The sequence below is a fragment of the Streptosporangium minutum genome (assembly GCF_002149035.1).
Classification (GTDB): domain Bacteria; phylum Actinomycetota; class Actinomycetes; order Streptosporangiales; family Streptosporangiaceae; genus Streptosporangium; species Streptosporangium minutum.
Genome location: NZ_NGFP01000275.1, coordinates 1 through 12,179, shown reverse-complemented (window position 1 = coordinate 12,179; position 12,179 = coordinate 1). Strand labels below are relative to the sequence as shown.

The window sequence follows — 12,179 nt, the reverse complement described above, 5'->3', positions numbered from 1 at the left end:
GCCCACCCGGCTGCGCATCATCCCCGTGACGTCGATGAACATCCGGCCGGCCGCCTCGGCGAACTGGGGCGCCCCGTCCAATCGGTCGGTGACCGGGGCGCCCAGCAGGGCGGCGGCCGACGACGACAGCAGGCGGAAGGCCGACATGCCCATCGGGGTGATCGGCGCGTAGACGCCCTGGGCCACGCTGAAGGAGAAGTAGATCCGCGCGCCGCCCGGCTCCCCGCCGGCCAGGCCGGAGTCTCCTGGTCCTACGTGATCACCGGAGCCTTCCGGCCCTGCGTGGCCGCCGGAGTCTCCCGGTCCTGCGTGATCACCGGAGCCTCCCGGCCCTCCGTGGCCGGGGCGGAGGCGGGTGGGCCGGTCCGTCCGGCGACCGGCCCCGGCGACCCCGGAGCCCGCTCCGGCCGGACGCGCGTGCCGGGGGATCGGGAAGAGGGTGGTGATCGGCCGCGACTGGGTCAGCCAGAGGGCGCCGCCGGCGTCGACGGCCCACTCGGTGTCCTGCGGGGAGCCGTAGTGGTCCTCGACCCGGCCACCGAGCTCGGCCAGTGCTCGGATCTGGGCGTCGGTGAGGCAGGCGCCCGCCACGCCCGCCACGTCGGTCTCGACGTGCTCGACGCCGCCGCCGGGCAGGGACCGTACGGCCAGCCGCTTGTCGCCCAGCCGCCGCTCGGTGATCCGCCCGGTGGCGGTGTCCACCACGAAGTGGTCGGGATTGACCGCGCCGGACACCACGGCCTCGCCGAGTCCGGGGCTCGCGTCGATGACCGCCTCGTGCCGTCGTCCGGTGACCGGGTTGGCGGTGAACATCACCCCGGCGACCTCCGACTGGACCATTTCCTGGATCACGACGGCCGCCAGCACGGCCCGGTGGTCGATGCCGTTGGCGGCACGGTAGGCCACGGCCCGGTCGGACCAGAGCGAGGCCCAGCAGCGCCGGACCGCGTCCAGCACGGCGTCGGCGCCGATCACGTTGAGGTAGGTGTCCTGCTGACCGGCGAAGCTGGCGTGCGGCAGGTCCTCGGCGGTGGCCGAGGAGCGGACCGCGACGGGGCCGTGCGCGCTCCGCCGTACGGCGTCGGCGATGTCGGCGGGCACCGGGGCGGAGATCACGAGCTCGCGGGCCCGGCCGGCCAGCTCGTTCAGAGCCCGGATCTCCCCGGCGGCCGTGACGGCGAGGGCGTCGAGCACATCCTCCAGCCCGGCCTGCTCGGTGACCCGCCGGTAGGCCTCGGTGGTGACGCAGAGCCCCGGGGGGACGGGGAGGCCGGCGGCGGTGAGCACGCCGAGGTTCGCGGCCTTGCCGCCGACGATGGGCAGCATCCCCGCATCGATGTCATCGAATTTCAGGATCAGTGGGGTGTCGTACATCGGCGCGTCTCCTTGCATCCCCGCAACCAATGCGGGTCCGTAACGGTAAGCCGGGCCATCCAGAAAGTCAACAAGTGATGAAATTAGCGGCGAGGCTCACTCGGTCCCGGTTCTGGCGGCGGTGTACGGCGGCGCACCGTCTGCCGCGTGGCGGTGTGCGGGCGGCGGTCATGTGTCCGGGAGGCACGGCCGGAGATCCGGGTTCCTCGGCGGCCGCCAGGTACGGAGACGGCGACGGCGCCGGCCGTGGTGAGGCCGGCGCCGCCGCCGTGGCATGGAGTGCGCGTTCGGATGGAGTGCGCGTTCGGGAGGCTAGTCCTTAGTTGCCCCATCCGAGGAGCCAGACCTGGCCGTTCGCGTCATAGCGGTTCTTCTGCCACGGGTGTATCCGTGCGGAGCACACGCCCGTGTAGGAGTTGTAGGACGTGCAGAAATGCCACTTGTCCGTGACGTCCCAGACGTTCCAGCCCAGCCCGTAGCCCTGGATGTTCTGGCAGCCCTCGTACCTGCGGGTGGGCCCGCTCGTGCTCCCGGTGCAGCTCGCCGAGGTGTATGTGATCTGGGCGCCGTCGCCGCACCACGTGTGGTAGGCGATTCCCGCGTAAGTGGCGGAACCGGATTCCGTCTCCAGATACCAGCAGCCTGACGTGTAGGTCCTGCTGCCGGCCTTGGCGGGTTTCTTGACGGGAGGGGGAACGCTCGCGGCGAATTTACCCTGAGAGCCGTCGATCAGGGTGGGGGCCGTCTCCTTCTGGCGGGACATGTCGATGTACTGGGCCAGCCCCTTCCTGCGGATCTCGTCGGCCGTCAGGGCGCGAGCCTTGGGCTTGGGGGGCGGCTCCGCGGCCGAGAGCTGAGGTGCGGGCGAGATGTCCGGGATGCTGGTCTGCGCGGAGGAGGAAGCCCCGAGGCTCACGACGGCAGCCGCTGCGAAGGCGCAGCTCACCGCGGCTCGGACAGATCGTCTCATCAATGGCATACGGCATGCTCCTATGCGAAATGGTGTACCACGGGCGGGGCTCGTGGTAATTCCCGTCCGTGGCGCGATCTTGAAGGCGTAGGCAATATATAGAACCCCTTTTCGCGGAGTGGAGAATCTGGTTTTAGCGAGAGTAAACGAAAGTTTCCCCATTTGGGCGATTGAAGATCTTGCGTGTCGCGGGCGTATGTGAATCCAAATCCTTTGCCGGGCTGCTCCGGCACTCCGTCCCACTTGTGCGGAGCGGGATTCCAGCGGGCCGGGACGGCTTTTTTCCAGCCGGTGTGCGCGCGTTTCCCGCGCATTCCAGGCCGTAATGGAGACCGCAGCCTGGCCGCGCCCCCCGGCCGGTCCGCACAGGGCCCCGTGCCTGAGAGCGGCGCGGGATCGGCCGGCGGGGCCTGCCGCCCTACTCCTCGATGGTGATCCCCATGGCACTCGCCAGGCTGTAGACCAGCCCCTGGGCGTCCCGGCTCCTGATGGTCACACCCCTGAGGCTGGTCACGCCGCCGATCCCCAGCAGCACGCAGTCGGCGAACCGCGCCCCCTCCATCTCCGCGCCGGAGAACTGGGCGCCGGTCAGGTTGCAGCGCTCGAACCGGACCCCCTTCAGATCGGCGTTCTGGAAGTTCGCCTCCGGGAGGGCGCAGTCGCGGAAGACGGCGTTCTTGAAGGTGGAGAACCGGAACCCCGTCAGGTCGGCGCGGCAGGCGTCGAACGTCACGTCCTTGAACCCGCACTCGGACCACGTCATGCCGGTCAGCCGGCTGGCGGACACCCGGGCGCGGTGCATCGACGACGCCCTGGCCGCCATGCCCGACAGGTCGCAGCGCTCCAGCTCCACGTTGGAGAAGCCGCCCCGGCGCATCGCCGTACCCGACAGGCGCGTGTCGACGAACCGGCAGCCCTCGAACTCGACCGCGTCCGCGTCGCGGGACGACAGGTCGACGCCTCTGAACTCCATCGACTTGTAGACGCCGTCATCCTCAAGATCGTGGTCGAAGAGCTCCACGGCGGCGAGCGACGCCGCGAGCCTGGGGGAGCGGGGTTCCTTCGGCCGCGGTGGTCCGGCGGCAGGGGTGCGAGAAGGCATGCGGGGGAGCCTAGTCAGGTCGCGGGCCGTGAGCCGCTCATTGGAACGGGAGAGGGAATCGGATAGGAAGGGATCCATGACTACCGAGCAGACGTTCGTCATCGTCGGAGCGGGCCTGGCCGGGGCGAAGGCCGCGCAGTCCCTGCGGGAGGAGGGCTTCACGGGCGGGATCACGCTGATCGGGGCCGAGACCGAACGCCCGTACGAGCGGCCCCCGCTCTCCAAGGGCTATCTGCTCGGCAAGGAGGAGAAGGCCAAGGCCTACGTCCACGACGAGGGCTGGTACGCCGCCAACTCCGTGGAACTCCTGCTCGGACGCCGCGTGACCGGCCTCGACCGGGCCGGTCACCAGGTGGAGCTCGACGACGGACGGCGGCTGGGATACGCCAAGCTGCTGCTCGCCCCCGGCGCGTCCCCGCGCCGCCTCGACGTGCCCGGCGCGGACCTGGACGGCGTGCACTACCTGCGCGGCCTCGGAGACTCCGAGCGGTTGCGCGATGCCATCGGCGGCGGGGGCAGGGTCGTCGTCGTGGGAGCCGGGTGGATCGGGCTGGAGACCGCGGCCGCCGCCCGCGGATACGGCTGCGAGGTGACCGTCGTCGAGTCCCAGCCGGTGCCGCTGCGGGCGGCGCTCGGTCCTGAGATGGGCGCCTTCTTCGCCGACGTGCACCGCCGGCAGGGCGTCGACGTACGGCTCGGCCTGGGGGTGACCGGGTTCCTCGGCGCCGGGCGCGTCCGGGCGGTGGCGACCGGCGACGGCGGGGAGATCCCGGCCGACGTGGTGATCGTCGGTGTCGGCGTGCGCCCCCGCACCGAACTCGCCGAGCGGGCGGGCCTGGCCGTCGACGACGGGATCGTCGTCGACGCGTCCCTGCGCACCGAGGACCCCGACGTCTACGCCGCCGGTGATGTGGCCGGCGCCTTCAACCCGCTGTACGGCACCCGGATCCGCGTCGAGCACTGGGCCAACGCGCTCAACGGGGGACTGGCCGCCGGCAGGTCCATGCTCGGCCAGAAGGTCGTCTACGACCGGCCGCCGTACTTCTTCACCGACCAGTACGACGTCGGCATGGAGTTCTCCGGCTGGTTCGCGCCGGGCGGCTACGACTCCGTCGTGGTCCGCGGGGACCTGGAGGCGCGGGCCTTCCACGCCTTCTGGCTCTCCGGCGGCCGTGTCGTGGCGGGAATGCACGTCAACCAGTGGGACGAGGGCATCGCGCCGGCGCAGGAGCTGATCCGCGCCGGCGTGCGGGTCGACCCCGACCGGCTCGCCGATCCCTCGGTGCCGCTGGCCGGTCTCACGGAGGGCTGACCGGTGACCGCGCGACCTCTGCCGGGGCCGTCAGGCATCCGCCCCCGGCAGGTCCCGGGCGCGGTCCGATCGCGGCCACGGCGACGGTGACCGGTGGGGCGGTGGCCGCTCGGCGTGCGGATGCGGCCCCACTGCGGCCCCGCTGCGGCCCTACTGCGGTCCCACTGCGCGCTCACTTCGAGTCCGATTCGTGGCTTAAGATGGATGATTGTTGTGTTCTGAACGAATACATGCAATGACCGCACGGCGGCCGCTATGAGCGGTATCTACCCCGGTCGAAGCCCACCATGACGGTGCGCTCCCGGACCGGGCAGCGCTCCGTCTGGACTCGGACGGAGACTGATGAAGTCCTACCTTGCCGTGCTCGGTTCCCCCGGCGCCTGGCGTTTCCTCGTTCCCGCGTTCCTCGCGCGCCTGCCGTACGCCATGTTGCAGCTCGGCATCCTCCTGCTCGTGCAGTGGTCCACGGGCTCGTACGGCGCCGCCGGGATCGCCGCCGCTGCCGCCGCGGTGGCGCAGGCGCTGGTCGGCCCGCAGACCGGACGGCTCGCCGACCGGTACGGCCAGCCGAGGGTGCTCGTCCCGCAGGTCGTCCTGCACGCCGCCGCGCTGGGCGTCCTGCTGGCGCTCGCCTCGGCGCACGCCCCGGCCGTCCCGCTGGTGGTCTTCTCGGCACTGGCGGGTGCCTCGATGCCGCAGGTCGGCTCGATGGTCCGGGCCCGCTGGGCACACCTGCTGGGCCGCTCGGAGAGGCTGGGCACCGCCTTCGCCGTCGAGTCCATCACCGACGAGCTGACCTTCACTCTGGCCCCGGTGCTGCTGGTGGCCGTCTCGACCGGGTTCTCGCCCGTCTGGGCGCTGCTGGCGGCACTGGTCATGGTCGTGCTGGGAACGCTGGTGTTCGCCGTGGTCCGCAGGGGCGCCCCCGAGCCGATGCCGGTCCGGGTCCGCTCCCAGGGCGGCGTGCTCCGGCTGCGCGGTGTGGCCGTGCTGGCGGTGGCCTTCGTCGCGCTCGGCACCGTCTTCGGCAGCCTCCAGGTCGGCATCACCTCTTACACCGCCGCGCTCGGCCAGGCCGCCGCGGCCGGGCCGATCTACGCGTCCTTCTCCGGAGCCAGCTTCGTCGGAGGCATCCTCTACGGCGTCGTCCGCTGGCGGATCGGCGCCCCGGTCCGGCTGGCGGCCACCGTCGGCCTGCTCTGCGCGACGACGGCCGCCCTGACGCTCGCCGGTTCCATCCCCCTGCTGTACGGCGGGGCGGCCATGGCCGGGTTCGTCATCGCCCCCGCCGTCATCACCGGCTACACCCTGGTCGAGACCCTGATCCCCGCCGAGGTCAGGACCGAGGCCTTCACCTGGCTCAACGGATCGATCGGCCTGGGCATCGCCACCGGCGCGGCCGTCGCCGGCCAGCTCGTGGACCGCTCCGGAGCGGCCCTGGCCTTCCTGGTCCCGCCGGTCACCACCGGCCTGGCCGCGCTGCTGGTGCTGCTCTTCCTGCGCAGGCTGCGCCCGGGAACGGGCGTGGCCGAGGCCCGCCGGCCGGTCACGGTCCCCTGAGGCCGGGGCCCGCCGGCGGGCGCGCGGCAGGGGCCGGCGAGAGGACGCCGTTTGGTCCAGGGTACCCCCCCGGGTATATTGGCCGCATGGAGATGAGTGAGTTGATGGTCGGTGACGCGGTGACCCGCCTGCGACGGGCCCATGGGCAGCTGGCCGGCGTGATCGGGATGATCGAGGCCGGCGAGGACTGCTCGAAGGTGCTCACTCAGCTCGCGGCCGTCTCCAAGGCGCTGGACCGCGCGGGGTTCAAGATCGTCGCCAGCGGGATGCGTCACTGCCAGGCCGCCCAGGCTCGCGGCGAGGAGGCCCCGATGAGCGTCGAGGAGCTGGAGAAGCTCTTCCTGTCCCTGGCGTAAGGGGCGGGTCTGCGGCTTGCCGTGGACGGCGGACGGCATGGGCCCGTGGCGTCGACCCGGCGTCGTGTTCCCGTGTCTCCTGTATACCCCCGGGGGTATACAGCTCTCGCGGGGAAGGTCGCGGTGCTGGTCGAGGGGTGTGGGGGTCCTTCCCGTCACGCCCGTCGCGCCGGCCTCGGGCGGCCTCACGCCACGCGGTTCGCTCGGGAGGCCGCCGCCGCAGAGCCGTGCCCGCCCTCCGGTTCGGGGGGTTGGGAGGGGTGCACCTCTGTCTTCCATATACCCCCCGGGGTATTTTTATCTGATTGAAAGGACTCCCGATGGAGATCATCTCGTTCCGCACCCCCGGCCTGGGGGACCAGAGCTACCTGCTCACCCACGAGGGCCGCGGCATCCTCGTCGACCCCCAGCGCGACATCGACCGCTTCGTGGCCAAGGCCGCCGAGCGGGATGTGGAGCTGCGGTTCGTGCTGGAGACCCATCTGCACAACGACTACGTCTCCGGCGGAGAGCAGGCCGCGCTCGCCACGGGCGCGCAGCTGGTGCTTCCCGCCGCAGCCGCCGCGGCCTACCCGCACACCCCCGCCTTCCACATGGAGGACATCCCCGGCGGGCGGGGGCTGAGCATCCGTCCGATCCACACCCCGGGCCACACCCCCGAGCACACGAGCTACCTGGTGCTCGTCGACGGCGAGCCGGTCGCGGTGTTCTCCGGTGGCAGCCTGCTGGTCTCCTCGGCCGGACGCCCGGACCTGCTGGGCCCTGAGCGGGCCCGCACCCTCGCCAGGCTGCAGCACGGCTCGCTGCACCGCCTGGCCGGCCTGCCCGGCGGGGTGGAGCTGCTGCCCACCCACGGGGAGGGATCGTTCTGCACCTCCACCGGCGCCGGCCGCTACACCTCCACCATCGCCGAGGAGGTGGCCGGCAATCCGCTGCTGGCCATCGGCGACGCCGAGGCCTTCGCCGATGAGCTGCTCGCCGCCCCGATGCCGATTCCGGCGTTCTATCCGTACATGGGGCCGGCCAACACCATGGGCGTGCCGCCGATGCCGTCCCTGGCCGTGCCCACGCTGAGCGTCGAGGATCTGGCCGACCAGCCCGAGGACACCCGCGTGGTGGACATCCGCCCGCGTGCCCGGCAGGCCGGCGGCCTGCTCCCCGGGGCGGTCGGGATCGAGCTGGACACCGACTTCGGCAGCTGGGCGGGCTGGCTGCTGCCCTACCGGGCGCCCCTGGTCCTGGTGGCCGACCCCGGCCAGGACGTCGCCGAGGCCGTCACCCAGCTCGCCCGGATCGGCGTCGACACCGTGCGCGGCGTCGTCACCGACCCCGGCCCGGCCGCCGACCAGACCTTCGAGCTGCTGGACCTGCCCGCCTTCACCGCCCGGCTGGCCCGGCCCGGCGCCCAGCTGCTGGATGTGCGGATGCCCGCTGAGCACGCCGCCGCCGCGCTGCCCGGCGCGGTCCACCGCTTCCTGGCCGACCTGGCCGTTCACGGGGTCCCCGCCGAGCTGGACGCCTCCCGGCCGGTCCTGGTCGCCTGCGGCTCCGGCCGCCGCGCGAGCATCGCCGCCGGCCTGCTGCTGGCCGCCGGCTACCGGCCGGTCGTGCTGACCGGCGCCGGCGTCACCGACCTGCTCCGGCACCGGGCCGCGGACTGACCCGCCCCGGCATCGGGCCGCCGCCCGACCTGCCCCTGCGGGCCGGTCACCGACCTGGTCCGCCCCCGGCCGCCGCCTGACCTGCCCCCGCCGGTCGGCCATCATCCCGATCCGGCCGCCTCCACCCGCTCCCGAAGAACAGGATTCTCCTGATCATGAGTATGAAGACCAGTGTCGACGTGCCCGCCGCCCGCGCTCTGATCGCGGCCGACCCCGGCGTGCTCGTCGTCGATGTGCGCACTCCCGGTGAGTTCGGCTCCGCCCACATCCCCGGCGCCGTCAACCTGCCCCTGGACCAGGTGGACGCGCACCTGCGGCGCATCGTCGCCGACGCCGGCGGCACGATGCTGCTGATCTGCCAGTCCGGTGGCCGGGCCACCCGGGCGCACACCGCGCTGACCCGCGCCGGCCTGACCGACGTGGTGGTGCTGGAGGGCGGGATGAACGCCTGGACCGGTGCCGGTGCCCCCACCGCCTCCGCGGCATGTCCGATTCCCGGGACCCGGGCCCAGAGCTGGGGGCTGGAGCGCCAGGTGCGCCTGGTTGCCGGCGGCGCCGTCGCCGCCTCGGTCCTGGCCAGTATCTGGTGGCCGCCGGCCCGGTTCATCGCCGGGTTCGTCGGCGCCGGGCTGACCTTCGCCGCTGTCACCGACACCTGTGCGATGGGCATGGCCCTGGCCAAACTGCCCTACAACCGCACCCGGGACCTCGACATCGACGCCGTCATCGCCCGGCTGCGCGGCGGCGAGGCCCGAGCATGATCACAACTTGGACGCTCACCGCGACGGTGCTCGCCGCCGTCGCGGTGAGCGTCCCCCGCCCTGATATGACCTGGGCGGGTGCCGTCGCGCCACGCCGCCGGCACCTGGGGCCGGCGGCGGAAGACCGCGGGGGCGGAGGAACCGCGGTCACGCGGTCACGGTGGGACGAGTGCGAGGGACCGCGCGTGTCGGTCCCCCGGCGAAGGGGTCAGGCGCCGGCGGCCTGGCGGGCGCGGCGGGCCTCGCGGCGCTCGACGAAGCGGGAGGCGGAGACCTCCAGGCGGGCGAGGAACGCCGCGAGCTCCTCGCGGGCCTTCTCGCCCTCGGAGTCGAGGTCCTTCATGTCGAAGACGGCCCACTGGCGCAGCACCGGCATGAGGACGTCGTCGAGGTGCAGGCGCAGGTCGTAGATTCCGGCGTTGGCGATGGTCATCGCCTTGCGGGTGAAGCCCTCGATCCCGGTGCCGGGCATCTGGAAGGAGGTCACCACGTCGGTGACGGCGCGCATCGTCTGGCTCGGGGTGAGCTTGAAGGCCGCGTCGAGCAGGTTGCGGTAGAAGAGCATGTGCAGGTTCTCGTCGGCGGCGATCCTGGCGAGCAGGCGCTCGCAGTTCGGGTCCTGCGAGGCCTTGCCGGTGTTGCGGTGGGAGATGCGGGTGGCCAGCTCCTGGAAGGAGACGTAGGCCAGCGAGTGGAGCACGCCCTCGTAGGCGTTGGTGAAGCCCTCGCCCATGTGGTTCATGCGGGCCCGCTCCAGGGCGACCGGGTCGACCGCGCGGGTGACCGTCAGGTAGTCGCGGATGGCGGTGCCGTGCCGGCCCTCCTCGGCGGTCCACCGGTGCACCCAGGTGCCCCAGGCGGCGTCGCGGCCGAAGGCGGTGGCGATCTCGTAGTGGTAGCTGGGGAGGTTGTCCTCGGTCAGCAGGTTGACGATGAGGGAGACCCGTGCCTCCTCGGGGAGCTTCGAGTCGGTCTCGACCCACGCCTCACCGCCGAAAAGGCCGTCGTAGTCCCTGCCCTCGGACCACGGGACGTATTCGTGCGGGAACCACTCCTTGGCCACCTTGTGGTGCCGGTCCAGCTCTCCGGCGACAACGGGCTCAAGCTCAAGCAGCAGCTCGGTCTGACTGAACTCTCGCATAAGGCTCTCCCTCACTCACTACGGAACCGTAACCTACGTTAGCGTAGGTAAGGGGAGAGTCAGTAAGCGAGGATATGTCTCTTTTATTACTGTCTGGTAGGTTGTCCATGCCCTGGGCGGCCAGGAAGACCAGCGCCATCTCGCTCAGCAGCAGCAGGCGCTCGATCAGACCGTAGTAGTCCGGGCCGCCGATCAGGTCCGCGGTCAGCGATCCGGGGTGGGCCGCCAGGAACGCGGCCAGCAGCACCGCCGCCAGCACGCTGACGGCCGACAGCGCCCGGTTCCGGAACCGGCGGCCCATCATCCAGCCCGCGCAGGGCAGCGCGGTGAAGACCACCGCCGCCGCCCAGCGGTGGATCTCCCCGACGGCCGAGGTGACCCCGGGGGCCGCGTCGGTGGGGAACGCCGCGGTGAGCAGGAGTCCCAGCGCTCCGGCGACGAACAGGACGCGCGGCGCGGCGCTGCGCGCCGGGTCGGCCCGCGCCAGGCCGTACGCGACCCACAGGGAGCCCATGGCGAGCATGATCGTGCCACCGACCATGGCCCAGGCGCTGGTGTCGAGCAGCGCGTAGTCGCTGATCAGGCCTTTCATCGGGTCCACCGCGTCGGCGGCGACCACGTGCGCGTAGGCCGTCGAGGCTGCGGCGGCCGCCGCCCCCGCCATCCCGGGCCAGCGCCGCATCGGGTCCGCGCTCATCGGGCCACCTCCTGGTAGATCGCCTCGAACCGGGCCAGGGAGGCCTGGTGGTCGTGGGTCAGCGCGATCGCGCGGCTCGCCGCGCCCATCGCGCCGCGCAGGCCGGGCGAGCAGAGCAGGTCGTTGAGGTGGCGGGCCAGTCCCTGGACGTCACCCGGCCGGAACAGCCGGCCGTTCTCGCCGGGCCGTACCAGGTGGGGGAGGGCCATCGCGTCGGCGGCGACCACCGGCAGCCCGGTGGCCATGGCCTCCAGGGTGGCGATGCTCTGCAGCTCCGCGACCCCGGGCATGGCGAAGACGTCCGCGGCGGCGTACGCCTGGGGAAGCGCCTCGTCGGGGACGAACCCGAGGAAGAACACCCGGTCGCCGACCCCGATCCGGGCCGCCAGCCTCTCCAGCGCCGCCCGCTGCCCTCCGGTGCCGACCAGCGCGAGCTGCGCGTCGGTCCCGTTGAGGATGTACGGCAGGGCGCGGACGAGCTCGTCCAGCCGCTTCTCCTCGTCCAGCCGCCCGACGAACAGCACGGTGTCGCGGTCGGGCAGGCCGAACGCCCCGCGCGCCCACGCCTTGGGCTCGGCGCGCGGCTGGAACCGGCTGAGGTCGATGCCGCACGAGACCGGTTCCACCGGACGGGCGAAGCCCTTCCCGGTGAGCAGCCCCGCGGCGATCCGGGTCGGTGTGGTCACCCGGTCCGCCCGGGAGAAGACGCGCCTGAAGTCCCGCCAGGCGAGGTCGCCGGCCCGCTCGCGGAGCGGGCCGGGGATGTGCGCGAACTGGAAGAGGTTGTCGGGCATGAAGTGGTTGGTCGCCACGACCGGGACGCCCGCGCGCCGGGCGGCCGAGATCGCGGCGCGGCCGACCACGAAATGTCCCTGGACGTGGACCACGTCCGGGGCGATGGCGGCCACGAGCCGGTCCAGCCGGGTGGGCACCGAGATCCGCATGGTCGGATGGACCAGCATCGGCGCCGAGCGGAGCCGGTGCACGGTCACGCCGTTCACGTGCTCGGTCCTGGCCGCCCCCTCTTCGGAGGCGCAGACCACGTGGACCTCGTTGCCCCGTTCGGCCAGGCCGCCGGCCAGCCGGTGGGTGAAGTAGGCGGCGCCGTTCACGTCGGGAGGGTAGGTGTCGGTGCCGATCAGCACCCGGCGCGGCCGGGTGGCGAGAGGGGCCGGGGCGAGCGCGGGCGCGGCTGACATGACCATGGGGGCTCCGTTCATCGGATGGCCGGGAGGCGTTGGGGAG

11 protein-coding genes are annotated in these 12,179 nt (G+C 72.4%); 5 read left to right on the top strand and 6 right to left on the bottom strand.

What is annotated here, in order from left to right; translation table 11 throughout:
- The 3 genes from CA984_RS37520 to CA984_RS37510 form a co-directional block, all read right to left on the bottom strand.
- The coding region (locus CA984_RS37520) for a PEP/pyruvate-binding domain-containing protein (protein WP_278249087.1) at positions 1–1,374 on the bottom strand (1,374 nt) is incomplete at its 3' end.
- Between the two features lie 319 nt (positions 1,375–1,693).
- Positions 1,694–2,290 (bottom strand): hypothetical protein, encoded by a 597-nt coding sequence (locus tag CA984_RS37515; RefSeq protein ID WP_133061891.1) that lies wholly within the window; start codon positions 2,288–2,290, stop codon positions 1,694–1,696.
- A gap of 472 nt (positions 2,291–2,762) precedes the next feature.
- Positions 2,763–3,446, bottom strand: a complete 684-nt coding sequence (locus CA984_RS37510) for a pentapeptide repeat-containing protein (RefSeq protein ID WP_086578144.1) — start codon at positions 3,444–3,446, stop codon at positions 2,763–2,765.
- A 76-nt stretch (positions 3,447–3,522) separates the two neighbouring features.
- Between CA984_RS37510 and CA984_RS37505 the strand changes: the two genes are divergently transcribed.
- From CA984_RS37505 to CA984_RS37485, 5 genes are all read left to right on the top strand, one after another.
- Positions 3,523–4,758, top strand: a complete 1,236-nt coding sequence (locus CA984_RS37505) for an NAD(P)/FAD-dependent oxidoreductase (protein ID WP_086578143.1) — start codon at positions 3,523–3,525, stop codon at positions 4,756–4,758.
- 342 nt (positions 4,759–5,100) lie between these two features.
- Entirely contained in the window at positions 5,101–6,318 is a 1,218-nt protein-coding gene (locus CA984_RS37500) for an MFS transporter (RefSeq protein ID WP_086578142.1), read from the top strand.
- Positions 6,319–6,404: 86 nt separating this feature from the next.
- Entirely contained in the window at positions 6,405–6,674 is a 270-nt protein-coding gene (locus CA984_RS37495) for a metal-sensitive transcriptional regulator (protein ID WP_086578141.1), read from the top strand.
- Between the two features lie 320 nt (positions 6,675–6,994).
- Positions 6,995–8,335 (top strand): MBL fold metallo-hydrolase, encoded by a 1,341-nt coding sequence (locus tag CA984_RS37490; RefSeq protein ID WP_086578140.1) that lies wholly within the window; start codon positions 6,995–6,997, stop codon positions 8,333–8,335.
- A gap of 155 nt (positions 8,336–8,490) precedes the next feature.
- Positions 8,491–9,096 carry a rhodanese-like domain-containing protein gene (locus tag CA984_RS37485; protein WP_086578139.1) on the top strand — a complete coding sequence of 202 codons (606 nt, stop codon included), beginning with the start codon at positions 8,491–8,493 and terminating at the stop codon, positions 9,094–9,096.
- A gap of 208 nt (positions 9,097–9,304) precedes the next feature.
- Here the strand turns inward: CA984_RS37485 and CA984_RS37480 are convergent, their stop codons facing one another.
- The 3 genes from CA984_RS37480 to CA984_RS37470 are packed head-to-tail and all read right to left on the bottom strand — an operon-like array spanning position 9,305 to position 12,139.
- Entirely contained in the window at positions 9,305–10,237 is a 933-nt protein-coding gene (locus CA984_RS37480; RefSeq protein ID WP_086578138.1) for an acyl-ACP desaturase, read from the bottom strand.
- Complete coding sequence (locus tag CA984_RS37475; RefSeq protein WP_086578137.1) at positions 10,203–10,934, bottom strand: DUF998 domain-containing protein; 732 nt, start codon at positions 10,932–10,934, stop codon at positions 10,203–10,205. The genes CA984_RS37480 and CA984_RS37475 overlap by 35 nt, the downstream gene beginning before the upstream one ends.
- The gene (locus CA984_RS37470; protein WP_086578146.1) at positions 10,931–12,139 is read right to left on the bottom strand and encodes a glycosyltransferase; all 1,209 of its coding nucleotides are present in this window, start codon (positions 12,137–12,139) and stop codon (positions 10,931–10,933) included. The genes CA984_RS37475 and CA984_RS37470 overlap by 4 nt, the downstream gene beginning before the upstream one ends.
- Positions 12,140–12,179: the final 40 nt, after the last annotated feature.

Coding starts and splice junctions, on each gene's coding strand:
- CA984_RS37500 (WP_086578142.1), top strand. CDS start 5,101: ATGAAGTCCTACCTTGCCGTGCTCGGTTCCCCCGGCGCCTGGCGTTTC.
- CA984_RS37475 (WP_086578137.1), bottom strand. CDS start 10,934: ATGAGCGCGGACCCGATGCGGCGCTGGCCCGGGATGGCGGGGGCGGCG.
- CA984_RS37470 (WP_086578146.1), bottom strand. CDS start 12,139: ATGGTCATGTCAGCCGCGCCCGCGCTCGCCCCGGCCCCTCTCGCCACC.
- CA984_RS37490 (WP_086578140.1), top strand. CDS start 6,995: ATGGAGATCATCTCGTTCCGCACCCCCGGCCTGGGGGACCAGAGCTAC.
- CA984_RS37485 (WP_086578139.1), top strand. CDS start 8,491: ATGAGTATGAAGACCAGTGTCGACGTGCCCGCCGCCCGCGCTCTGATC.
- CA984_RS37495 (WP_086578141.1), top strand. CDS start 6,405: ATGGAGATGAGTGAGTTGATGGTCGGTGACGCGGTGACCCGCCTGCGA.
- CA984_RS37480 (WP_086578138.1), bottom strand. CDS start 10,237: ATGCGAGAGTTCAGTCAGACCGAGCTGCTGCTTGAGCTTGAGCCCGTT.
- CA984_RS37510 (WP_086578144.1), bottom strand. CDS start 3,446: ATGCCTTCTCGCACCCCTGCCGCCGGACCACCGCGGCCGAAGGAACCC.
- CA984_RS37505 (WP_086578143.1), top strand. CDS start 3,523: ATGACTACCGAGCAGACGTTCGTCATCGTCGGAGCGGGCCTGGCCGGG.